The sequence below is a fragment of the Polaromonas sp. genome (genome assembly GCF_029945925.1).
Lineage (GTDB): Bacteria > Pseudomonadota > Gammaproteobacteria > Burkholderiales > Burkholderiaceae_C > Polaromonas.
The window spans coordinates 43,362-65,187 of record NZ_JAQSDN010000036.1; the positions used below are offsets into that span (position 1 = coordinate 43,362).

Here is a 21,826-nt window from a genome sequence, read left to right on the forward strand (position 1 = left end):
CATGACTCTTTCGGTGCCGCAAATTGCTGCGCAACTGGAGTCGGTGCTGGCGCGTGAGCCAAACGCATTCGCGATCGCGATTCGGTCTGAGACCAAGCTGGCCTGGCCGGACATTGTTACCCAGCGCGGGCGCCAGTTTTCACTACGTTGGTGTGACTCGATGCTAGCCATGCGCGAGGCCTTGAGCGATATCGAACACGCCACTCCAGCGGATACCGGCCTGGTGGTGCTGACGCCGTTGGGGACCCACGAGATAGCGGAGGACATCGCGGCGCGACTGGCACGAGGCCGTATCTTCCAGCCTGAGGGCTGGCAAATCGTGCGACAGCTCTTTGGTGCGAAAGAAATCGATGCCCGTCTGGGGCGTTTCAGTTGGATGCCACAAGTCTTGGTGGATGGAACTGCCCAAGGCGCATACACCCCTGTTGCAAACGGTTTTCTTGATCTTGAAACAGCTTGGAAGGAACTGTTGCGGCGCTTCCTGCAGTTGGATACGGCTCGGCCTGATGCCACCGCACTGCTGCGATGGACGATGCAACCCACCGCCGATGCCTCGCTCAGCTTGCTGCCCGCCATTGCGCGGCCTGATGCACTTGCCTGGCTAGGAGAATCTGCGGGAACGGCAGGGCATATGGTGCTGGCCTGCGTTGAAGCGGGGCGAACGGGTGACGCCGTGGCATTGGGGCTGGTGTGTGGCGTGCTCTACGCTAACGCCGGCGAAGGCCAGGCCGCCTTGGGTCACGCAGCCATCAGGCTAGAGCGGTTTGTGAACGAAACGCATGTCGGTGTTACGGATGGTCGCGCTTGGGCGCAGGCGGCACAGCAGTTGGTTCGCGACAGCGGACCAGATGTTTACCGTGCAGCCCTAGATCGGGCGGACTCATTGTTGAATGAATTGCGTGTGGCTGAATTCGCTCATCTGAGCGATGTTTTGCCGTTGGGATTTGACCAACGCCTGCGCGCCTTTGCGCAGAAACTCACCGACCACGTTCAAACCCTCACTGAAGAAACGCTGGCAGACGTGGAAGATGCTGCCAATCGCGTCTTGGGCCACGTACTAGCAGCCACCCAAGCACAGCGAGCCGACCGGGTGGAAATGGCAAGGCGCATGGCCCGCTGGCTGGTGCGACCTGCAACAGGCGCGGCTACCGTGGCTGACCTGGTATGTTGGCAGGCCGATGAAGGTTCGTTTGTGGACTGGGCACGTTTCAGATTACTGGGGGGTGATGAACTACTGGAAGTGTCTCAAGCCTACGAAGCTGTGCGCAAAGCAGTCATCGCGCGGCGAAACGCCTCCGGACAGCAGTTTGCGCAAAGTTTGCAGCGCTGGAACACACAAGCACCAGCTTCTGAGGGCCGAGTCGTTCCCCTGGAATATGTGCTGGAGCGGGTGGTAGCTCCGCTTGCAGCACTTCAACCAGTCCTCTTGCTGGTGATTGATGGCCTGAGTACCAGCATTTTTAGGGAACTATTTGTCCGGCCCGAGCGCTTGGGTTGGGCTGAGATGGTGCCGGCCACTTTGGCCAGGCCGATGGCCGGCGTGGCTGCATTTCCGACCGTCACTGAGGTGAGCCGTGCAACCCTGTTGTGCGGCAAGCTCACCACCGGCACATCTTCTATGGAAAAGACGGGGTTCTCGACTCACACGGCCTTGCTGGCCCATTCGCGCGCAGACGCCCCGCCAAAGTTGTTTCACAAGGGTGATTTGAGTGACTCCACGAATCTCTCAAATGAAGTGCGGACGGCAATTGCCAACCCGCATCAGCGCGTCGTCGGCCTGGTTTACAACGCCGTCGATGACCATTTGAGCGGTCCCGACCAGCTTAATCAGCGTTGGGCGCTGGAAGATTTGCGTTTGATTCTCCCCATTTTGCGGGAAGCGAAAGACGCGCGCCGCGTCGTCATCATCACCGCGGATCATGGGCATCTCCTAGAAGATGGCACAACGCAAATCAGCGGCGGTGAGAGTGATCGGTGGAGAAATAGCGTTGATACCACCAATGCTGGGAACAGTAGCGAAGTTGTTTTGACCGCTGGACGCGTTAGGACTGCCAACGGGGCTACAGCAGTAGCCTGTTTGTGGAGCGAAAGTTTTAGGTACGCGGGTCGAAAAAACGGTTACCACGGTGGGGTGTCACTGCAAGAGGTGACCGTGCCGCTGAGCGTTTTAGTGCCGTTCGGCACGAATTTGCCCGACTGGCAACCTGCACTGCCCGCCCAACCGGAATGGTGGGATTTGCCCAACGTTGTATCGCAGCCGCCCGCTTTGCCCGAAGTCTTGCCGACGGCTCGCGCGACCGCGCGCCGAGCAGCGATACCGCCGCCTGCGCAAGACCAGTTGTTTGACGCCCCTGCGACAGCAATTCCGGGGGCTTTGCAAACTCAAGCCGAGGACTGGATCGAATCCCTGCTGCGAAGCCAAGTGTATGCCGCTCAGCGTTCGTTGGCGGCGCGCGTGGCACCACCCGATGAACAGATGCGCAAGTTGCTAACAGCACTCGCGAACAGAGGCGGAAAGCTGTCACGGGCCGCATTGGCCCAGAGGCTGTCAGTACCCGAACTTCGATTGAACGGCATGCTGAGCGCAGCGCGGCGAATCTTGAATGTGGACCAGGCTACGGTACTGCTGCTGGATGAAGCCGCTGGCACCGTGGAGCTGAACCGGATGTTGCTGTTGCAGCAATTTCGCATCACGCTCGCAGGAGGTAGCCGATGATCAGCGCTGCACGCCGTGATGACATTATTGGCGCTTTAAGGCGCGGCACCGTCCCGAGCTCTGGATTAGACGCGTTGGCAGTGGGAATCGAGTCATTCGCACCCACGCTGTACGAAGAGCTGGCTACAGTTTCGTCAGGGCGTGGTGGCTTCAAGGCGGTGCGTGGTGAGTACGGCACTGGGAAGACGTTTTTTGGTCGCTGGCTCCAGGAGCGAGCACGGACGAGAGGCTTTGCCTCCAGCGAAGTGCAAATCAATGAGACGGAAACACCCCTGCACCGCCTAGAGACCATTTATCGCCGCCTGATCGAGCGCCTGGGCACAGTAGACAGCAGCATCGGCGCATTTCGCGGCGTGATCGATGGCTGGTTTTTTGCACTAGAACAGGATGTACTGGCAGACAATTCGTTTGACTCCAGTGACGCAACAGCGCTGCTGGAGCGTACAGCCACGCTCATGGAAACCAAGCTGACGGCGATCAGCAAAACCGCGCCTGCCTTCTCTGCGGTGCTACGAACTTACCGGCGAGCCTTGGCGGATGGCGACAACCAGCTTGCTGAGGGCTTGATCAGTTGGCTGGCTGGTCAGCCCAATGTTGCAGCGAGCGTGAAGCGTGCGGCAGGCATCAAAGGCGAACTGGACCATTTCGGCGCTGTCAACTTCCTGATCGGATTGCTGACAATTCTGCGTGACAGTGGCTTTCCCGGCCTGGTACTCGTGCTGGATGAAGTGGAAACGCTGCAGCGCATGCGGGCTGACACGCGGGAACGTGGCTTGAATGCGCTACGCCAGTTGATCGATGAAATAGATGCCGGGAGATTCCCAGGCCTGTACTTGGTTATTACAGGCACCCCGGCCTTCTATGACGGTGCCCAAGGGGTCCAGCGACTCGCACCGCTGGCACAACGGCTACATGTGGACTTTGGCACCGACCGGAAATTTGACAATCCCCGAGCTGTTCAGATCCGTCTCGCCCCTTTCGACCAAGGATCACTGTTGGCCGTGGGCAAGCGAGTACGGGACATCTATGCGCAGACACAGCCGAATGAGGCTCGACTGCGCAGCGTGGTCGATGATTCTTACATCGAGGTCTTGGCCCGTTCCGTTGCGGGTGGTCTTGGTGGCAAAGTAGGCGTGGCACCACGCTTGTTTCTGAAGAAACTCGTGGCCGATGTCCTTGACCGTGTCGACTTGCATGAGAGCTTTGACCCGCGGCTGCATTACAGCCTCACGCTCAATGAAAATGAGATGACAGCCAATGAGCGTGCCGCAGCTGGCGCCACCAGTGTGGACGACATAGAGCTGTGAGCGAATTCGAAAAACTTCACCCGGCGCTGCAATACCATGTGGTCAATTCGCTGGGCTGGAGTAGCCTGCGACCCACCCAGCTGCAGGCGATAGAACCCATCCTGTCCGGCATGCACTGTCTTTTGCTGGCGCCCACAGCAGGGGGTAAGACCGAGGCCGCCATCATTCCCGTTTTGTCTCGGATGATGACTCATGCTTGGCCCGGCGTGAGCGTGATCTACGTATGCCCGATCAAGGCCCTGTTGAACAACCTTGAACAACGTTTGTCCTACTACGCAGGTCTCGTTGGCCGGCGTGTGGCGGTGTGGCACGGGGATGTTTCCCAATCCAAAAAAGGGCATGCCCTTAAGGATGCCCCAGACATACTCTTGACTACCCCAGAGTCACTCGAAGGCATGCTGGTTTCCACCCGCATCGACCGCATGGCCTGGTTTGGGAATTTGCGGGTGCTAATTGCAGATGAGCTGCATGCGTTTGCAGCCGATGACCGTGGTTGGCATATGCGGGCTGTGTTGCACCGCCTGCAGCAATATGTACCCCACGAAATGCAGAGGCTGGGTCTTTCTGCAACTGTGAGCAATCCTGACGAACTGCTGGAATGGTTTGCACCCACGGGAACAAAACAGGTTGTAGGTAGCGCTTCCGTGAGTACCGATGCTGACGTCACCGTGGATTTCGTTGGCTCGCTGGTAAACGCAGGTACGGTCATAGCCCGACTTCACCGCGGCAGTAAGCGCCTGGTTTTTTGCGATTCACGCAGCAGTGCGGAGCAACTGACCAGCATGCTGCGTGGCCAGGATGTGCGCGCCTTTCTAAGCCACGCCTCGCTCAGCCACTCTGAGAGAAAGCTTGCTGAAACGGCCTTTGCTGAAGAAAAGGATTGCGTGATTGTGGCCACCTCTACTCTGGAACTTGGCATCGACGTGGGGGATCTGGATCATGTGATTCAGATCGACGCACCGGCGACCGTGTCCTCGTTCCTACAGCGAATGGGGCGCACTGGCCGCAGGCCCGGCGCAAAGCGCAGTTGCCTGTTCCTGTGCACCAATGACGATTCGTTGATGTTGGCCATGGGTATTTGTCGGCTGTGGGGCGAAGCTTGGGTTGAAGCGGCCTACCCACCCCCCGCTCCTTGGGCTCTCGTGGCCCAGCAAGCCATGGCGGCAACTCTGGAACGCGGTCAATGGCCACGACAAGAACTGGTTTCGCTACTCGGTGGAGCATTTCCTGAATCAGATAAACAAGGCATCTGCAATGTGATTGGGCACATGGTGGATACAGGTCACTTGATGGAAACAGAGAACATCCTTCAAATTGGTCCCACCACTGAAAAGCAATTTGGTCGAGCGCACTACATGGACTTGCTGGCTTCCTTTTCAGCGAACCAACTGCTGTTGGGTCGCTTCGGCAGCGTCGAAGTGGGCTACATCGACCCCACAATGCTGGCCGGAAAAAAGGAAAATCGCTTGATATTGCTGGCGGGGAAGAGCTGGCGTATCGCTGACGTTGACTGGAAACGGCAAACGGTTTGGCTGGAACCAGTGAAAGAAGGTGGCAAGGCGCGTTGGATAGGTAGTGGGCGGTCGCTGAGTCGCGAGATAGCCCAAGGCATTCTGCGCGCGTTGAGGCATGGAACGGGTGAACACACGGTCATTTCAAAACGTGCCCGCCTTGAAATTGAACAGATCATTGAAGACGTACCGGACGCTGAAAACAATGGGGCTCTATCAGTCACCAGGACCGACTCGGTGGTGTCACGTCTATGGACCTTTGCCGGCACCCGCGCCAATCGCACCATCGCCAAACAGATTCAGTCGCTGGTGGAGGTCAAACGCATTGATGCTATGGGTATTGATCTGAAAACCCCCATCGACCCAAGCGAGCTGAGCGCTGAACTCCTGGCGGCGGAAATTCAGTTTTCGGCGGGTGAGATCGAAGATCTCGCGAAGCCCATCAAGTTTTCAGAGTGCCTGCCGGCGTCATTGCTGGTTCAGATTGTTCGCATGCGGCAATTTGAGAGTGCAGCAGATAGGCTCCCCACTGGGCAACCTGCAAATTGATGCAAATTTGGTCGGGCTATCTTGACAATCGCTCGACCGGGAATATCCTTTTGGCCCAGCGCATATCAGCGTGACATGATGACTTTAAGTCAAAAAAAATTAGAGCTGAGGTTCGGGGACTGCGCCTACGGCCTGTCTGCGCGTCGCTTATGGGAGCACACCGAGCTGGGCCAAATCAACGTTTTCGGGGCGCCTATTCGAGCGAGGCGAGGTGGCAACGAACCTGAGGTTTTTATCGATGTAGCCTTGATGTACGCCTCGGGCCTATCACTAGTAGGTGTGACCTTGGCCGAATGGAAGGCGGGAAAGACTGTGAGACATGCGGATGCTGGGGACTTTGTATTAGACCTCAGCAGCGCGCAATCCCCGGCTGTACTGGAGTTCGTCCGTGAGGTCGCGAGCCATCTTGATCTTTGCGGGATGCGGCAGGCCACACGCAATCAGAACCACCAGTTTCTACCAGCAGCCAAGGCGGGCGATGCCTTTGGACTTCCATTTGTCCACAGCACCTTGCAGCGTTGCCTAAAAGCTCTCGGAAAAACCAAGGCAAAAGGGGAGCAGTGGATAGCCACGATTAAAAATTTTGAGAAAAAGGGACTGCGCGCAGACGAGTTAAATCGTTCCGGCGTAGTGCCTGAGTTGTTGGCGCTGGATTTTGACGGCCACCAAGCGACTGCCGACGAGATTGTGGAGATGTGCAGTTTTGCACCGATGCGGCTGTCAGTGATACCGGTGGTCAATGACGCGCAGCGGCAATTGCGGTTTACTCCCGCCACCACACGCCCCTTAAAGCGGGCGAAGAAGCTGCCCAACGCGCAGTCAGGGCAAACGCGCACTGTGGTCGAAACCGACCCCGTATTGGGTTACCGCCTTGAAAAGATCCAACACCAAGCCCTGTGGGGTACGGAGAGTCACTGGCAAGCTGTATCGCACGATGGTCGAGTGGTCAATAACGTCACTAATCGCAATCTGCTGGCCACGGCTGAATCTGCGGCGGCACTAGCCGCAAGCGACGCCAAACTACGCTTCCCCAAGCGCCTAACCTTGGGGCGTTGGAGTCATTTGGCCTGGTCAGGCGGGAAGGACTATTGCGAGTGGCTGATTACCCTTCCGTACTACCCGGAGAGCTATTTCTCGAACCATTTCACGGTACGCAACGTGCTGGCACATGTTCGCTGCGACGTGCGCGATGGGGCTGACGGTGAACGCGTGCTGCTGATTCAGGAAGTACAAAGCGACTGGGCCAAGAGTTTGCGCCAAGCCATCGACCTCCTTGAGGTAGACGAGGAGCATCCCCAGTTCCCTCCGTTTTGGCGAGAGTGGGCCGCATTGACCATGAAGTTGGTGCTTTTGCATGCTGCGCATCAAGGGCTCGATGCCGTCGCTTGGACGCGGGGAGCGCATCAAGCTTTTCGCTACAAAGGCCTTGGCGCAAAGGGCCTGAAGCAGCTTTATGACCAGATATTGCCACGGGAGGTCAACCGGATGATCAAGCCATTCGGCGTTGTTTGCGAAGAACTCGGGGTATTTGTACCCGCCAATTTCAGCATCAAGCAATCCGAGGACGGGTACGAGGTTTACACAGCGGAAAATGAGCTGTTGGGTACGGCTCCTACGCTTGAAGACGCCAGGCAGTTTGTGCCGGACGGAGCCCATGAGCTGCTGTACGCAGTGCATGGCGTCAGGTTGTCAGGAGAGATGCGGCAGGCAATTTTGTCGACTGGGTTTCCTGCCTGGGGCTGAAATATATGCACCACTGCCAACCAAGTTCATCCTACTTGCCTGCGCTCCTTTATGCTGGCGGGTAGTTTGGATGTCGTTGCGGAAGCTGCGTGTGACCATCGGCTCCTTCCTCTTTTGCCCAAGGATTACCCATGCCCATGCTACCCAGTGGCCGTCAGGTGGCTATCCAGATCAACATTAGAGACGAGTTGCTAAATGACGCCGACAGCCCGTTGAAGGTGCAGAAGGTTCTCGCAATTCGCGCTCAAGCCGATATTTATCCCTATACGGACGTACTGTGGCTCGTGCCAAAAGCGCCGGTAGGCCCAGAACAAAAAGACAGTGACTTTCTCGAAAAATCCTTGCCTCGACCACCCGGCTTGGAAGCAGTGTCGAGCGGATACCGTTTAAGCCAGCATGAGAAGTTTTCAGCCGATTGGAGTGACGAAGACAAAAAGGTCTTCTGGGAGTTCATTCATGTCAGGGCAGCCCATTTGTTTGAAGAGGCACTAAGTCTGACTACTGCAGCCCAGGAACTACTGCGCACCCGCTCTGATGGCACGACCAAGCTGATGGTCGCGTGGTGGGATGCTGGTGTACACCCGGCTCAGGAGGGCGCCCCGGTAGAAGTGGGCGAATTGCCCGTATGGGATACCTACGACATGTTGGCGGCTATGGGCCAGATACTCAACCAACTGAAACGGACGCAGCTTACAGATCGTTTGCTGGACAACAGGATGCGTCTGACCGCACTCTGGTCTATTTATGAAGTTGATGTACCGCAACTCAAAAACTGGCCCGATCCTGCCGACGCATCTCGCCTGGTCGCCCAACAAGCCCGGGATGGCCAATGGCTGGAGGCCATGCCACCCAGCGTTCGATCCACCTTGCATCGTCAGTGTGTGCACGAGTGCGTGACCCTGTGGGACCATCTGGGCGAGCAGCTTGACCAGGATTTTCCTGAGCCAGCCAAGATCATCAATCTGGTTGTCGTCTCTCCAGAAGCGAATGCGAGTTTTAATCGATGAAAGATATTGAGACCCACTTCCTTCATGCAGCCGAGTTGATTGCCGGGGCTGACGCCTTGGCGATCGCTGCCGGCGCCGGAATAGGGGTGGACTCCGGCCTGCCAGACTTCAGAGGCAATGAAGGGTTTTGGCAAGCCTACCCGGCGCTTTCCAGGGCCAAGCTCGACTTTAGCGACATAGCCAGCCCGCGGGCCTTTGAAGAAGATCCAGGACTTGCCTGGGGCTTTTACGGGCATCGGCTGGCCTTGTACCGCGACACTGTTCCACAGCAGGGCTTTGACATCCTGCGTCAGTGGGGGGAGCGCATGCTGCTTGGCGCCTGGGTATTCACCAGCAACGTGGACGGGCAATTTCAGAAGGCCGGGTTTTCAGAAGAACAGATTCACGAGTGCCATGGTTCGATTCACCACCTGCAGTGCGTTAACCAGTGCAAGTCTGACTTTTGGTCAGCCGATGGGTTTGCACCCGTTGTGGATACAGAAACATGCCGATTGATGAGTTCGCCGCCTCAGTGCCCACACTGTGCAAATCTGGCTCGACCCAATGTTTTGATGTTCAGCGATTGGAACTGGCTGCCTCAGCGTAGCGAATCGCAAGCGCGTCGCGAAACCAAATGGCTGGATTCTGTGGCGGACTCACAAGCTCGTGTCGTGGTTGTTGAAATAGGTGCTGGCACGGCAATCCCCTCGGTTCGACACTTCAGCCACCGAATGAGTCATGAATTTGGTGCACGCATCATTCGTATCAATCCGAGTGAATCCAAAGTGCCAAGTTCGATGGACATTGGGATCGCCACAGGCTCTCTCGAAGCCTTGCGCGGGATTGACGCATTTTTACGGCAACTACTGCCTGTTGAGGCTGGACATGCTAGTATTTCTGATCAAACGTCCTGCCTTGTTCCCACCGATTCTCCCAGTGATCCAAATATTTCACTGCTATAGCCGGGTTGTCCCAGATGGCAATCACATTTTCTGAATTCGTATTCGCAGCCGCCCGGCTGTAGTTGAATGAACCTGTTTGCACATGACGCTCATCAACCACGATGTATTTGTCATGGTGAATGGCATAAGCGGATATGACTCGCAGAGGAATTTCCGCTCCAGCCAATAAACTCATGGCTGCGATGCTCGATTGACTTCGATTTCCTCGGTCGTCCACGAGTACCTTCACGTCCACGCCCCTCCGTTTGGCATCCATCAGACTCCGCACCACTGCGGGCGAGGTGAACGAATAAGCTGCAATCCTCACGGACCGGCGCGCGGCGCCAATTACCTTAAGAATGAGTGCTTCCGAACCCCCCTCAGGAGAAAACGCTACCTCTATATTGGAAGTGTTCGAACCAGACTGCGACTGTACGGCGCACCCCATGGGAAGCGCCAGCGCAAAAAAAAGGATGAGCGGTTTGAGCATTTACTCCACTATGCCGTAGTCGCCATCAAGGCCAACGAAACTACAGCGTGCGGCTGACCGGAACGGGCATGAATTCGACATAGTTCATGACCGACTGTTTGCTTAGCGGGATTTGCCACCCCTGCCCTGCCCTGCCCTGCCCTGCCCTGCCCTGCCCTGCCCTGCCTTGCGTCGGTTACGTGATCCGCGGCCTTTTCTGCAGGTGTCATCGTGCTTCCTCACTCACGGCAAAATATCCGGCATGTGTAATCTTTACACCCCTGTTTCCGCTCATCGCTTGAACGCCCAGCTCGGCAAGGAGATGGTTCAAACTTGGCTTGCCTACGTAGCGCCGCTCAAGCTGGGCCCGTACATCAAGCAAGCGGGCGAGGTGAAGGTTGGGCAATGGGGAATGATCCCACCCGGCAGTAAGCTCAGCAAGCCTTTCGGCGCCACCAACAATGCCCGGCGCGAATCGCTGTCCAGCAAGAAGACCTACGCACCGTCCTGGCTGAACGGCATGCGCTGCCTGATACCGGCAGAGGACTTCACCGAGCCTTATTACCCCGGCCATGATCCAAAGGCCAAGAGCATCAGTTGGCGGTTTGCGCGGGCCGACGGAGAACCTTGGGCGTTGGCGGGCATATGGTCGGAGTGGATCGACCCTGTCACCGGCGAGGTGCTGCCGAACTATTCCATGATCACGCAGAACTGCGACAGCCATCCCCTCATGTCGCTGATGCACCGCCCCGAGGTCGACAAGACAGGGCAATTGTTGCCGGCCACTGAGCAGGACAAGCGAGCCGTGGTGCCGCTGGAGCGGGATCGGTGGGACGAATGGCTGCATGGAAGTGTTGAGCAGGCAGAGGCTCTGATTCAGCTACCGCCGATGGACATCTTCCGCCATGGGGCAGGCGATCCCGCCAAAAACTTGCCATTGCCCGGACCAGCCGCCCAAGGCCAAATTCAAACTGCAGTGCCCGACTTGTTCGCTGAGTAATTCATCACCCCGCCGATTGGGCTTGGCTGATTGGGGCGGCAATAGGAGTCAACCATATGGACGCCGCTTCGACAGGTTCCATTACCCGGTACTCCGTGTTTTTCCACAGCTCCATCGCGACTTCTTCTAACGTCGCCTGATCGACTGTGGTCCAGCGCTCGTGAAGCTTTACTGCGCATTGGGCGACCCATTGAGAAGGTAACAGCGTTTCCATGGAGGAAATCTTAACAGAAACACTGTATGCTTATCCAGTGCTTTTTGATGTCTATGTTTTTCTAGGTGACCCCGTGGACTCGCTCAGTGCTGGGGCAAGTACGGGTGAACTCATCCTCACGCCTACTGGCAGGGACAGGGGGATCGTGGCTGCGTTGTACCGACCCGGCACCCAAGAGGAGCTACTACCTGCCATGCAGTATGTGCGGCTTGTCGCAATGAACAGCTTGGGAATGACGATAGAGGGAACTGTCACGTCGGCTGAGCGCCCAAGCGCGAGCAAGTCCAAGGTGAATCACTTTTCAGTCCGCTGGGTGATCAAGCACGTTGGTGCACCGGCGGTCTTGAATGCGCAGAAGCTGAAGGAGCGTAGCGTACGTAGGCTTGCCGTTGCCGCGGCGAGTGGGTTTGATCCGGTCGATGATGACCGGGACCTTTAGTCAATTGAGAGACTCGATGCGTCAAAATCAACACGCACGAAAACCGTCATTTACCAGCATGATTGCGGCAGTCACGGCGTTCCTCGATAGATGTCGTTGGCGCCGTGAATAGTTGGCAAATCACCAATTTTTAGGATATTCGAGCACCGCATGCTTGTCTAGACTCCGTGAAACTCCTCGCGTCGTTTGTCGGATTTTTTATAGGTAGATCGATTTATAGTTGACCTCACAAAAGACCTGCCCCCCATTTTCAACACTAGGAATATGCATGACTGCCGAGGAACCCCCAGAAGCAACTCCCCAGGGAAAGGTGCTTACCGCACTGAACTGGGCCTATGAGAAGACACTTATGGGCTTTCCTGGTCTCGATTCCGCAGAGGAAATGGCATCGGAGTACACAAGGGGTACGGATACTCTGAATGAACAAGTGAATTCCCTCATTCGATGGCAGGTAACAAAGGCAGGTACCTCGGGGTTTTTATCTGGACTTGGCGGGTTGATCGTGCTTCCCGTCACGATTCCTGCAAACGTCGCTTCAGTGATGTATGTGCAAGTTCGGATGATCGCCGCAATAGCGATCATGGGCGGACACAACGTCAAGGATGATCGAGTCAGGTCGCTCGTCTATGCGTGCCTCACTGGAAACGCAATTAAGGATATTTTGAAGGACGCAGGGCTAGTTGTTGGAATGAAGATCGGAGCAAAAGCGATAGAAAATATAGCTGGCAAAACAATCGTCGCGATAAACCAGAAGATTGGTTTCCGGCTACTAACCAAGTTCGGTGAAAAGGGTGTGGTGAACATGGGGAAAATGGTTCCTATCCTTGGAGGAATAATCGGAGGAACTATAGATGCCTCGACCACCAATATCATCGGAAACGTGGCTCGGAATACATTTATCGACGGGGTCGTCAAGTAAGTCCAACCCGTAATTCCTACGGACTGCCTTTGGCAGACCGCAGAACTCAAACGAGAGCGCTCATGTCGAAGCACCAAGCGATTAAGGAGTCGTTGGCACTGATCTTCCAAGGCATCGAAGGCCTCAAGGAACAGTTCCCGAATCGCAGATTTACAATCGATGGCCGATTAGTCGGGGACATTGGCGAAGTCATTGCTGCGTTGGAGTACGACATTGAACTAGACGTGGTATCCCAGCCGTTGTATGACGGCACCAGTCTTGGACGTCGAGTTCAGATCAAGGCGACTTTTGCCGATAGTCTCACGTTCAAAGGTACACCGGACTTTTTGCTGGGATTCAAGTTGTATAGGGATGGTCGTTTTGAAGAGGTGTTCAACGGTCCGGGGAATCTGGTTTTCGAGAAGTACAAGCACCGATCTGGCATCGGCAAGGCTCTGCTCTCATTTCCTAATGCAGCGTTGAAGCAGCTATCCGCTGGAGTCATGGCTGGTGATCGAATCCCTCGAAGGAGTGCTGGAAGGGAGGACTGGAATAAGGGCTAAAGTATCGTAATCACGGACCTTGCGACCTCCACACGCTACACGCGTTTTTGGCGTAAGGCGGCGGTCGCCTCTACGTTAAACCTGATCCTGGGCGACGTATCAAACGCCTGCTTTCGTCGTGGTGCAACTGCCGCAATCGCAGCAAAGCGGGGATCTTTATAGCGATCAGCGCAAAGTCTGTTGCATGCCCACATCCAACCTAGACATTTTGACAATACCAGATATATCCTTCCTTATGGTCATCAATTACCGGCCCTGGGTGGTCAACTTGACCGGCGCATGCATCCACCAGTTAGCCCGCTGTTCGCCCGCATCAGCGCTTAAAAAAGTCACTGGTTCGGGCCTGCTGTGTCGCACCTGCGCGGGCCTCCACCATGGTCTGCAAAACCACCCGTAACTCTGCAACGAGGCGGGAATCATCGTCTTTGTCTTGCAGCAGGACAGCTGGAACCTCGCCTTTGGGATCGTTTTGGTAAGACACGGCGCATTGGCTCAACATCGCAATCTCGCCCAGCGTCACGAAGGCGAAATGGATGCCGCCAGGATCGCGCATACATTCCTCCAAAACCCCGAAATAATTGACTGCGTCGTCTCGATCGATGAGATCCTGGCCTAACCGCTGCTCAAGCGGCACGATCGTTTCGCAAAGGTCCAGAAGTTGTGCTTTGGCCATGCTGAACATCTCGGTGCACTCTCTCAGCGTTACTGAGGACTCTCCATCCTTTTCAACCGGTTGCGACGTTGGATTCGCGTTTTCAGGTGACGCTTCTTTAATGGCCCGCAAACGGTCAAGATAATCCTGAATGCAAAAAAATAATCGCACCAACTCGTCTGGGTCGGCCATGGTGCAATCCCCGAACTTGCGGCCATTGATGTAAAAGTCACTGCCGTTGACTTCGATCTGTTGGACTTGCTGCCACTTGATGGAGCTGCAGGATGAGGCCAATTCCTTGACCCTCAGGCCTTGTTCAGTCACCAACATCCCCTCCTTTGCCCCGCCGAATACCGTGGTGTCGATCACCAACAGTACCTCTGACGGATGGAGTCCTACGCCATAGCTTTGCAGGGCACCGTTGAGCTTCTTTGTCGGAATGTTGGGCGCAAAATACGCCCGTGACGAGGTTGTGTAGCGGGAGCAGAACTTCTGCAACGCCTCAGCTAGGGTCGGCTGCTCGTCCGAAGCAGCATTTGGGCGATAGGAAGATGCTGCCGTCTGCTGCTGCTGCTGCTGGCGCGATGCCAACTCCTCCTCCTTGCTGCCAGACAGCGCAGCATAGGCTGCATTGACCTGCTGCATTTGCTCAGTCGCCCACTGAAGGGTTTCGGCATCGCTCCCCTGGTACTTGTCAGGATGGTACTGAGTCCTTCTGCCCTTATAGGCCAGTTCAATCTCTGCGCCAGAGGCATTTGGACGCACGCCAAGCACATCGTGAGGAGTTCGGCTCGTCATGTGGGGCTCAGTTGTAAAGAGCTTGGCAGGTGCCAGACTCGTAGGCTTTGGCGATGATCTTTGCTGCGACGTTCCTGTCGTAGCGGTGAAGCTCCAAGTCGTCGGTGAATTTCTGGGACAGCAGCAACCTGTACTGGCTCTCGCTCGTCTTGATTTGGGCAAGGTAGGGCTCTGCCTTCGCTGCAGCCACCTTGGCCTCGGCAGGGCGATTCATCATGACGGCGACGCGTGCGCATTTGAAGGAATCGTAGATTTTGCTGTCGTTGCTGGAGCACCCGGCCAGCAGCAGCGCCGCCGCGATGGCCACGGCCATTGGCAAGGCGCGAGCGATATTTTCTGTTGAGGTCATGGTAGTGAGTGTTGTTGGGCGTCTGTTTAGGGGTGGCGAATGCAGTGCGCCCATCAGGTCGCACTGCACACGACAATGGTCAAGCGTGACGCTTAGCGCTTGGCGGATGTGCAGTTCACTTTCTTTGCGCTACTGGCGCCGCTTTTGTCAGTTTTAAGGTTGAATTCCACGTCAGTTTCCCTTTCCGTTTCCAAGATAAAGCACGCGCCTTTGACGGCGCCCTTTTGGGTAAACGCTTGGTAGATCTGGTTGCCCTCGGGGCCGGTTGATGCAGTCACCGAGCCCTTATTGGTACGGATCACGACCTCCTGACCTTCATTAACGAACTGAGGATTGGCGGTGAGACGCACAGTGGTGGGAAAGGCCATGGCCATTGAAGCGGCGGCGAAGGTCAAGATGGCGAGAATGAACTTGGGAATTGTTTTCATGGGGTTGGATAGAGGTATGAAGTTAAAGAAAATCTGAGAGGTCGGTAGCAAGGAAAATGTTTGCGGGAGTCAAAACGTTCGGCAGATCGTGGCCTTGACCCCTGCGGGAATGGCCTTGGCTGCGCCTGTGACTGGGAACACAACGGTCTTGCCCTGATAAATGACAGTAGCCGGTGCCCTGCGCAGTGCCTGGAGTAGCGCGTGGTAGTTGTTGGACCCTACGCGCGATGCGGTCTCGAAAGGCGCATCGAAAGTCAATCCATCGACCTTGATCATGAAGCGCGGAATTTCAAGCCCGCGGTCGATTTGAATGAGTGCGACGTAAGAACTGGAGCCCTCTTCAGTGCCACAGCCCAGGTACAGGCGCAGGCCTTGCTTGTCGACAAAGAACTCATAATTTCCCTGACCGAAACTTTCGATCCATCGCCCCTCGACGGCATGGGCGAATGTCGGCGCGATGAGCCCGACGAGGATGGCGACAGCGCCGGTAGCTGTTAGGAATACGTTTTTCATCTGTTTTTGTTGGTTGGTAAGTACGGTCAGCGTCGCAGGCCTTTACGGGCCAATACGCCATCTTGAGATTTATGAAGATGTGTTTGATGCTCCTTTTATAAAAAACACTAGTTGTAAATCCATTGAGAGGCAGAAAGGGACCATCAGCCTGACCTAGGTCCAGCTCGCACGGAATTCCAATTCTAGAGTTAAAGAGCTTCAAACACCGTGGTATTAAACACCTCTTCTTTCGAACATAGGAGGCATGCCCAAAGCAGTTCCAAAGTCCCTTCGCCTGGTGTTTGCCCGCAACATTCGGCTGATGCGTATTGATGCGGGGATGTCCCAGGAACGCTTGGCAGCCGAAGCTGGCCTGGACCGAACTTTCGTTGGCACGCTGGAGCGCGGCCTACGCAACATTTCCGTAGACAACATCGATTTGATTGCAAAGGCTTTGGGACTACCAGCCCACGAGCTGATGCACCCAGGCCTTCCTGAGCAGCGCGGTTTGGACATAACCCTTACTCGCGCGCCCAGAACGATCCGCCCGTACACCTCAGCACGCAAGTCAAAGGGACGGGCTTAGGCACCTGGGATTAAGCCATTTCCGCCGCTTTCTGACCCAGCTTGTCCTGCAAACGCATCGTCTTGACGGTTGCGGCCGATTTGGCAGCTGCCGGGTCCCCCTCTCCTGCCGGGTAGAACTCGTCCACCAGATCCGCGCCCTCCTCCTCCGATTCCTCGAAGGCGCCATTGGCAAAACCCTGTCGAGCAGCGTCTTCCAGAGCCACCTGATCAAAGCCCGCACCTTTGCGGTGTCCGTCTTCAGCCCTGGCACCGGCAATCGCCTCTGCCAGCGTCATGCCGGATTGCACGGTTAAATCGACGTAGTAGATAGGCGCCCTGTGCGACTGGGTGGTGGACTTCCCCCGCAGGCGCAGTTCCAGCGGCAGTGTGGACAGCAAGCCGCCCGATACCGCGTGGAAATACTTGAGCCTGGTCGAAAGCGTGCGAATGCTGTTGTAACCCGTGGTGCGGAAGATAAAGCTGCCCAACTTCAGGAAATCTCCGCTCATAGCACTCGCCCGGCGTCCAAGCGTTCATCCTGAGGTACGCTTGTAAAAGGGAAGGGTTTGCGATGCAAGGCAAGGCAAGGCCAATGCGCTAATATGTAAGCATAAGTTTCTAGTGATGTCTTTGTGAAACAGAGTCGGGGCGCTACCCACTGGCGTGATTGTTCGAACGAAAGAGCTAATGCCAACAACCCATTCTGGTGATGACACTACCGAAAAGCAGGGTGGCCCTGACGGCGTCACGGAATTTCGGCGCCAAGAAACACTGCTCAAGACGGGTGCTCTGCAGAGCGCGATTTTCAACAGCGCCAACTTCTCAAGTATCGCCACCGACGCAAAGGGCGTCATTCAAATTTTCAACGTCGGCGCCGAGCGCATGCTGGGCTACACGGCCGCCGAAGTGATGAACAAGATCACCCCGGCCGATATTTCCGATCCGAAAGAATTGATCGCGCGGGCAGCGGACTTGAGCCTCGAGCTCGGCACCCCCATTACACCAGGCTTCGAGGCATTGGTGTTCAAGGCCTCGCGCGGGATCGAGGACATCTACGAGCTGACCTATATCCGCAAGGACGGCAGCCGCTTTGGGGCGGTGGTGTCGGTGACGGCACTGCGGGACGCGCAGGACGCCATCATCGGCTATCTGCTGATCGGCACTGACAACACCGCGCGCCAGCAGGCGGAAGAGGCGCTGCTTCAGGCAGGCGCCCTACAGAGCGCGATTTTCAACAGCGCCAACTTCTCAAGTATCGCCACCGACGCAAAGGGCGTCATTCAAATTTTCAACGTCGGCGCCGAGCGCATGCTGGGCTACACGGCCGCCGAAGTGATGAACAAGATCACGCCGGCCGACATCTCCGATCCGCAGGAAGTGATCGCGCGGGCCAAGGCGTTGAGCGTCGAGCTCAAAACCCAGATTACACCGGGCTTTGAGGCGCTGGTCTTCAAAGCCGCGCGCGGCATCGAAGATATTTACGAGCTGACTTACTTCCGCAAAGACGGAAGTCGCTTTCCGGCGCTCGTGTCGGTCACGGCACTGCGCGATGCTCAAAACGTAATTATCGGTTATCTGCTGATCGGCACCGACAACACCGCGCGCAAGCAGGCCATAGAGCTGGAGTATGCCAGCCGCATGAAGAGCGAGTTCCTCGCCAACATGTCGCACGAGCTGCGCACACCGCTCAACGGCATCATCGGCTTCACCGAGTTCCTGATTGACGAAAAGCCTGGCCCGCTCCGCCCCAAGCAGAAGGAGTATCTGGGCGATGTGCTCAACAGCGCGCGCCACCTGCTCCAGCTCATCAACGACGTGCTCGACATCGCCAAGGTCGAGGCCGGCAAGATGGAGCTGCACCCAGAGACCTTTCCCGTGCGCAAGGCCGTCGAGGAAGTCGCCACGGTCATCAAAAGCATCGCCCAAAAGAAGCGTATTGCTGTGGGCATTGAGGTGAGCGACGGACTCGACGCCGTTACGCTCGACCAGCACAAGTTCAAGCAGGTGCTCTACAACCTGCTGTCCAACGCGGTGAAGTTTTCGGACGAAGGCGGCCAGGTGGACATCCACGTGCGCCGCCTAGAACCGTACCGGCTCGAAGTGCAAGTTCGCGACACCGGCATCGGCATCAAGGCGGAGGACATCAACCGGCTCTTCGCCGAGTTCGAGCAACTGGATTCCGGCATCGCGCGGCGCTTTGAGGGCACGGGACTTGGCCTGGCGCTGACCAAGAAGATCGTCGAGTTTCAGGGCGGGCACATCGGCGTAGAGAGCGAGCAGGGCAAGGGCAGTGTGTTCACCGTCGTCCTGCCGGTGATGATGGGACAGGAGACGGCATGAGCGCAAAAATCCTCGTCGTGGACGACAACCCCACCAATCTCAAGCTCGTCTCCGATGTGCTCGAGTTCGAGGGCTACGATATCCTCAAGGCGGTGGATGCCGAGGAGGCGCAGGTCGTCCTCGCCGCCACCCTGCCCGACCTCATCCTTATGGACATCGCGCTGCCTGGCATGGACGGACTCACGCTCACGCGAAAACTCAAGGCCGAGGAGCGCACCCGCGGCATCCGCATCGTCGCGCTCACGGCCTTCGCCATGAAAGGCGACGACCAGAAGGCGTTCGACGCCGGTTGCGACGGCTACATCACCAAGCCCATTGAAACGCGCAAGCTGCCCGACCAGGTGGCCGGATTTCTGGCTCGCGAATGTCGTTCTGTTCTGAGCACCGCAGGGCATGATGTCAGTGCGGTCGAGGCTGCCGAGCAGGCCCTCAGCGCAATCAAACAAGACCGTCCGCAGCCCATCCTCCTCGACCTCGATCTACCGGGCATGGACGGTCTTGCGCTGGTCGGCAAGCTCGAGGCCGACCCTGACACTCGCGACATCTCCGTCGTCGCTGTCACCTGCTATCCCGAACAATATCCGAAGGCCGCCGCCCTGGCTGCCGGGTGCGATGCCTACCTTCTGAAGCCGCTCGACACACGTGAATTGTCCGGCCAACTCACAGCCGTCGCCGAGGGAGGCGACCCGGTCAGCTAGCAGGCGAGAGAGACGCACCATGAACATCCTCATCGTTGACGACAACCCCATAAACCTGAAGCTGCTCCGTGCGCAGCTCGAAGCCGAAGGCTACGCGGTCTTCGAGGCCCCCAACGGCGTGGACGCGCTCGCTCTGCTGGAGCGTCAGCGCGTGGACGTGCTCATCTCCGACATCTTCATGCCGGAAATGGACGGCTACCGCCTCTGCTACGAAATCCGCAAGCACGCGCGCCTGCACGACCTGCCAATCATCCTCTGCACGTCCACCTACACCTCTGTTGAAGACGAGAAACTGGTGCGCGACGTGCGCGCGGACAAATACCTTAGGAGGCCCGTCTCCCTTGAAACCATCGTCGCCGCAGTGCACGAGGTCAAAGCCATGGGTCATGCCGCGCCGCAACCCAAGGCGATGAAGGAAGCCGAGGTGCTCATGGAGTACAGCGAGCGGCTGGTGTCCAAGCTGGAGGAGAAGAACACGGAACTCCAGACGCAAACTGAAGCGCTGCGCGCGAGCGAGGAGCGTTACCGCCTGCTATTCGAGCGCGCACCCGACGTCATTTTTTCGCTCGCGCCGATGGGCGCCATCGTGACGCTCAACCGCGGGTTCGAAACGATCACCGGCTGGCCGCGGGCCCAGTGGCTCGGGCGGCCGTTTAAAGATCTCCTCCATCCGGACGACCAGACCCTCGCCGGCGAGCTATTCCGACTGGTGCTGGGCGGGGAGCCCGCGCCGACCTTCGTGCTGCGCGTGCGGACGGTCGCGGGAGGATTCCGAGATGTCGAGTTCACGGGCTTCTCCAGCGAGCTCAGCGGCGGCCGCATCGAAGTGCAGGGCATCGGCCGCGACATCACCGAGCGCCTGCAGTCCGAGGCCGCCTTGCGCGAGCGCGAGGCCCGGCTGCGCGCCATTATCGACAATGAGCCGGAATGCGTGAAGGTGGTCGACAAGGACGGCCTGATCCTGGAAATGAACCCCGCCGGCCTGCGGATGATCGAGGCAGACTCGTTCCTGCAGGTGCAAAACGAGGGAATCAACAGCGTCATCGTTGAGGAGCACCGGGCTGCGTTCAGCGCCTTGTTGCGAAAAACCTTTCAAGGCGAATCCGGCATGCTGGAGTTTGACATCATCGGATTAAAGGGCACCCGGCACACACTTGACACACATGCCGTGCCGCTGCGCGACGAGCGCGGCGAAGTCGCCGCCCTATTGGGTATCACGCGCGACATCACCGAACGCAAGCAGGCCCAGGAAGAAATTGTGCGCCTTAATACTGAACTTGAAGATCGTGTACGTCGCCGTACGGCGCAGCTGCAAATGGCCAACCAGGAACTGGAGGCTTTTTCCTACTCCGTGTCACACGACCTGCGCTCGCCCCTCAGCACCATCAACGGATTTGGCGACCTGCTAAGCAAAGAAATCGATGCTTGTGCGGTGAGTGACCGCGGCAAACACTACCTCGCCCGTATCCGCGCCGGGGTCGTGCAGATGGGCGAGTTGATTGACGCCTTGTTGTCGCTGGCCCAGGTTTCGCGGACCAGCTTGGGCTGGGAAAGCGTTGATCTCAGCGCGATGGCCGAAACGGTACTCAACGCTTACCGGGAGCGCGATCCCGACCGGGTGGCGCAACTGGCTATTCAGCCGGGACTGGTGGTCCAGGGTGACCCGCGCCTGCTGCGGCAGGTTCTTGACAATCTGCTGGGCAATGCCTGGAAGTTCAGTGGCAAACAGAAGCAACCCCTGGTCTCGTTCAAGCGGGAAATGGGTACCGATGGTGCGTGGGTTTATGCCGTGCGGGACAACGGCGCCGGCTTTGACATGGCCTATTCAGAGAAGCTTTTTAGCGCTTTCCAGCGCTTTCACACCGCCTCGGAGTTTGAAGGAACAGGCATTGGCCTGGCCACCGTGTACAGAATCATAACGCGCCACGGCGGCAAGGTCTGGGCCGAGTCCGCCCCGCACCAGGGCGCCACGTTTTATTTCACGCTGGGCGGCGCGCCCGCCTAGAACTGCGCCTCGACAACATCAACTGTCCCACACGGGTTCGGCGGTTCCTTCTGTACTGACCAAAGACGAAGTGGCCGGGCGGTTGGCCGTTCCGGAGGGCGAGGCCGCCTAGCTTTTGAATAGCTCCTTTTTTGATAGCCGACTATTCCCGTCCAGCAGCG

The 21,826-nt window shown here is 57.2% G+C and carries 21 protein-coding genes; 14 read left to right on the forward strand and 7 right to left on the reverse strand.

Translation table 11 applies throughout. From position 1 onward, the window contains the following. Window position 1: 1 nt before the first annotated feature. The 6 genes from pglZ to PSV40_RS10300 all read left to right on the forward strand — a co-directional run bounded on the left by pglZ (window position 2) and on the right by PSV40_RS10300 (window position 9,774). On the forward strand, window positions 2-2,716 hold the full coding sequence (gene pglZ, locus PSV40_RS10275) for a BREX-2 system phosphatase PglZ (RefSeq protein WP_300537123.1): 2,715 nt from the start codon (window positions 2-4) through the stop codon (window positions 2,714-2,716). After that, window positions 2,713-4,023 (forward strand): BREX system ATP-binding protein BrxD, encoded by a 1,311-nt coding sequence (brxD, locus tag PSV40_RS10280; RefSeq protein WP_300537125.1) that lies wholly within the window; start codon window positions 2,713-2,715, stop codon window positions 4,021-4,023. The genes pglZ and brxD overlap by 4 nt, the downstream gene beginning before the upstream one ends. Further along, the gene (locus tag PSV40_RS10285) at window positions 4,020-6,083 is read left to right on the forward strand and encodes a DEAD/DEAH box helicase (protein ID WP_300537127.1); all 2,064 of its coding nucleotides are present in this window, start codon (window positions 4,020-4,022) and stop codon (window positions 6,081-6,083) included. Before brxD ends, PSV40_RS10285 begins: the two co-directional genes overlap by 4 nt. Window positions 6,084-6,158: 75 nt before the next feature. Beyond that, the gene (locus PSV40_RS10290; RefSeq protein WP_300537128.1) at window positions 6,159-7,826 is read left to right on the forward strand and encodes a hypothetical protein; all 1,668 of its coding nucleotides are present in this window, start codon (window positions 6,159-6,161) and stop codon (window positions 7,824-7,826) included. A 131-nt stretch (window positions 7,827-7,957) separates the two neighbouring features. Next, a complete protein-coding gene (locus tag PSV40_RS10295; protein WP_300537130.1) occupies window positions 7,958-8,833 on the forward strand; it encodes a hypothetical protein in 876 nt (291 codons plus the stop codon). Beyond that, window positions 8,830-9,774 carry a Sir2 family NAD-dependent protein deacetylase gene (locus PSV40_RS10300; protein WP_300537132.1) on the forward strand — a complete coding sequence of 315 codons (945 nt, stop codon included), beginning with the start codon at window positions 8,830-8,832 and terminating at the stop codon, window positions 9,772-9,774. The genes PSV40_RS10295 and PSV40_RS10300 overlap by 4 nt, the downstream gene beginning before the upstream one ends. Here PSV40_RS10300 and PSV40_RS10305 read toward each other — a convergent pair. Then, window positions 9,701-10,201, reverse strand: a complete 501-nt coding sequence (locus tag PSV40_RS10305) for a phospholipase D family protein (protein ID WP_366915004.1) — start codon at window positions 10,199-10,201, stop codon at window positions 9,701-9,703. The two genes, PSV40_RS10300 and PSV40_RS10305, sit on opposite strands and share 74 nt — an antisense overlap. 283 nt (window positions 10,202-10,484) lie before the next feature. Between PSV40_RS10305 and PSV40_RS10310 the strand changes: the two genes are divergently transcribed. Further along, entirely contained in the window at window positions 10,485-11,222 is a 738-nt protein-coding gene (locus tag PSV40_RS10310; RefSeq protein ID WP_300537136.1) for an SOS response-associated peptidase family protein, read from the forward strand. Window positions 11,223-11,226: 4 nt separating this feature from the next. Here the strand turns inward: PSV40_RS10310 and PSV40_RS10315 are convergent, their stop codons facing one another. Beyond that, complete coding sequence (locus PSV40_RS10315; protein ID WP_300537138.1) at window positions 11,227-11,436, reverse strand: hypothetical protein; 210 nt, start codon at window positions 11,434-11,436, stop codon at window positions 11,227-11,229. Between PSV40_RS10315 and PSV40_RS10320 the strand changes: the two genes are divergently transcribed. The 3 genes from PSV40_RS10320 to PSV40_RS10330 all read left to right on the forward strand — a co-directional run bounded on the left by PSV40_RS10320 (window position 11,435) and on the right by PSV40_RS10330 (window position 13,336). Beyond that, complete coding sequence (locus PSV40_RS10320) at window positions 11,435-11,875, forward strand: hypothetical protein (RefSeq protein WP_300537140.1); 441 nt, start codon at window positions 11,435-11,437, stop codon at window positions 11,873-11,875. The genes PSV40_RS10315 and PSV40_RS10320 overlap by 2 nt on opposite strands. Window positions 11,876-12,143: 268 nt before the next feature. Further along, window positions 12,144-12,794, forward strand: a complete 651-nt coding sequence (locus PSV40_RS10325) for an EcsC family protein (RefSeq protein ID WP_300537142.1) — start codon at window positions 12,144-12,146, stop codon at window positions 12,792-12,794. A 62-nt stretch (window positions 12,795-12,856) separates the two neighbouring features. After that, window positions 12,857-13,336: a hypothetical protein gene (locus PSV40_RS10330; RefSeq protein ID WP_300537143.1), complete on the forward strand. Its 480-nt coding sequence runs from the start codon at window positions 12,857-12,859 to the stop codon at window positions 13,334-13,336. 313 nt (window positions 13,337-13,649) lie between these two features. Here the strand turns inward: PSV40_RS10330 and PSV40_RS10335 are convergent, their stop codons facing one another. From PSV40_RS10335 to PSV40_RS10350, 4 genes are all read right to left on the reverse strand, one after another. Continuing rightward, window positions 13,650-14,786: a J domain-containing protein gene (locus tag PSV40_RS10335; protein WP_300537145.1), complete on the reverse strand. Its 1,137-nt coding sequence runs from the start codon at window positions 14,784-14,786 to the stop codon at window positions 13,650-13,652. A 7-nt stretch (window positions 14,787-14,793) separates the two neighbouring features. Then, complete coding sequence (locus PSV40_RS10340) at window positions 14,794-15,135, reverse strand: hypothetical protein (protein ID WP_300537147.1); 342 nt, start codon at window positions 15,133-15,135, stop codon at window positions 14,794-14,796. A 92-nt stretch (window positions 15,136-15,227) separates the two neighbouring features. Further along, window positions 15,228-15,563, reverse strand: a complete 336-nt coding sequence (locus PSV40_RS10345; RefSeq protein ID WP_300537149.1) for a hypothetical protein — start codon at window positions 15,561-15,563, stop codon at window positions 15,228-15,230. Window positions 15,564-15,632: 69 nt separating this feature from the next. Then, window positions 15,633-16,076, reverse strand: a complete 444-nt coding sequence (locus PSV40_RS10350; RefSeq protein ID WP_300537151.1) for a hypothetical protein — start codon at window positions 16,074-16,076, stop codon at window positions 15,633-15,635. Window positions 16,077-16,320: 244 nt separating this feature from the next. Between PSV40_RS10350 and PSV40_RS10355 the strand changes: the two genes are divergently transcribed. Next, window positions 16,321-16,641 (forward strand): helix-turn-helix transcriptional regulator, encoded by a 321-nt coding sequence (locus PSV40_RS10355; protein ID WP_300537152.1) that lies wholly within the window; start codon window positions 16,321-16,323, stop codon window positions 16,639-16,641. 10 nt (window positions 16,642-16,651) lie between these two features. Here PSV40_RS10355 and PSV40_RS10360 read toward each other — a convergent pair whose 3' ends face one another. Beyond that, window positions 16,652-17,131, reverse strand: coding sequence for a hypothetical protein (locus PSV40_RS10360; RefSeq protein ID WP_366914999.1), 480 nt, complete (start codon window positions 17,129-17,131; stop codon window positions 16,652-16,654). Between the two features lie 178 nt (window positions 17,132-17,309). Between PSV40_RS10360 and PSV40_RS10365 the strand changes: the two genes are divergently transcribed. From PSV40_RS10365 to PSV40_RS10375, 3 genes are read left to right on the forward strand one after another with little or no spacing between them, the layout of a single operon-like run. Next, window positions 17,310-18,962 (forward strand): PAS domain-containing hybrid sensor histidine kinase/response regulator, encoded by a 1,653-nt coding sequence (locus PSV40_RS10365; RefSeq protein ID WP_300537154.1) that lies wholly within the window; start codon window positions 17,310-17,312, stop codon window positions 18,960-18,962. Further along, window positions 18,959-19,660, forward strand: coding sequence for a response regulator (locus PSV40_RS10370; protein ID WP_300537156.1), 702 nt, complete (start codon window positions 18,959-18,961; stop codon window positions 19,658-19,660). Before PSV40_RS10365 ends, PSV40_RS10370 begins: the two co-directional genes overlap by 4 nt. A gap of 19 nt (window positions 19,661-19,679) precedes the next feature. After that, on the forward strand, window positions 19,680-21,665 hold the full coding sequence (locus tag PSV40_RS10375; protein ID WP_300537158.1) for a PAS domain S-box protein: 1,986 nt from the start codon (window positions 19,680-19,682) through the stop codon (window positions 21,663-21,665). The last annotated feature ends 161 nt before the right edge of the window (window positions 21,666-21,826 follow it).

Coding starts and splice junctions, on each gene's coding strand:
- pglZ (WP_300537123.1), top strand. CDS start 2: ATGACTCTTTCGGTGCCGCAAATTGCTGCGCAACTGGAGTCGGTGCTG.
- brxD (WP_300537125.1), top strand. CDS start 2,713: ATGATCAGCGCTGCACGCCGTGATGACATTATTGGCGCTTTAAGGCGC.
- PSV40_RS10290 (WP_300537128.1), top strand. CDS start 6,159: ATGATGACTTTAAGTCAAAAAAAATTAGAGCTGAGGTTCGGGGACTGC.
- PSV40_RS10295 (WP_300537130.1), top strand. CDS start 7,958: ATGCCCATGCTACCCAGTGGCCGTCAGGTGGCTATCCAGATCAACATT.
- PSV40_RS10300 (WP_300537132.1), top strand. CDS start 8,830: ATGAAAGATATTGAGACCCACTTCCTTCATGCAGCCGAGTTGATTGCC.
- PSV40_RS10305 (WP_366915004.1), bottom strand. CDS start 10,201: ATGGGGTGCGCCGTACAGTCGCAGTCTGGTTCGAACACTTCCAATATA.
- PSV40_RS10310 (WP_300537136.1), top strand. CDS start 10,485: ATGTGTAATCTTTACACCCCTGTTTCCGCTCATCGCTTGAACGCCCAG.
- PSV40_RS10320 (WP_300537140.1), top strand. CDS start 11,435: ATGGAGGAAATCTTAACAGAAACACTGTATGCTTATCCAGTGCTTTTT.
- PSV40_RS10315 (WP_300537138.1), bottom strand. CDS start 11,436: ATGGAAACGCTGTTACCTTCTCAATGGGTCGCCCAATGCGCAGTAAAG.
- PSV40_RS10325 (WP_300537142.1), top strand. CDS start 12,144: ATGACTGCCGAGGAACCCCCAGAAGCAACTCCCCAGGGAAAGGTGCTT.
- PSV40_RS10330 (WP_300537143.1), top strand. CDS start 12,857: ATGTCGAAGCACCAAGCGATTAAGGAGTCGTTGGCACTGATCTTCCAA.
- PSV40_RS10335 (WP_300537145.1), bottom strand. CDS start 14,786: ATGACGAGCCGAACTCCTCACGATGTGCTTGGCGTGCGTCCAAATGCC.
- PSV40_RS10340 (WP_300537147.1), bottom strand. CDS start 15,135: ATGACCTCAACAGAAAATATCGCTCGCGCCTTGCCAATGGCCGTGGCC.
- PSV40_RS10345 (WP_300537149.1), bottom strand. CDS start 15,563: ATGAAAACAATTCCCAAGTTCATTCTCGCCATCTTGACCTTCGCCGCC.
- PSV40_RS10350 (WP_300537151.1), bottom strand. CDS start 16,076: ATGAAAAACGTATTCCTAACAGCTACCGGCGCTGTCGCCATCCTCGTC.
- PSV40_RS10355 (WP_300537152.1), top strand. CDS start 16,321: ATGCCCAAAGCAGTTCCAAAGTCCCTTCGCCTGGTGTTTGCCCGCAAC.
- PSV40_RS10360 (WP_366914999.1), bottom strand. CDS start 17,131: ATGAGCGGAGATTTCCTGAAGTTGGGCAGCTTTATCTTCCGCACCACG.
- PSV40_RS10365 (WP_300537154.1), top strand. CDS start 17,310: ATGCCAACAACCCATTCTGGTGATGACACTACCGAAAAGCAGGGTGGC.
- PSV40_RS10370 (WP_300537156.1), top strand. CDS start 18,959: ATGAGCGCAAAAATCCTCGTCGTGGACGACAACCCCACCAATCTCAAG.
- PSV40_RS10375 (WP_300537158.1), top strand. CDS start 19,680: ATGAACATCCTCATCGTTGACGACAACCCCATAAACCTGAAGCTGCTC.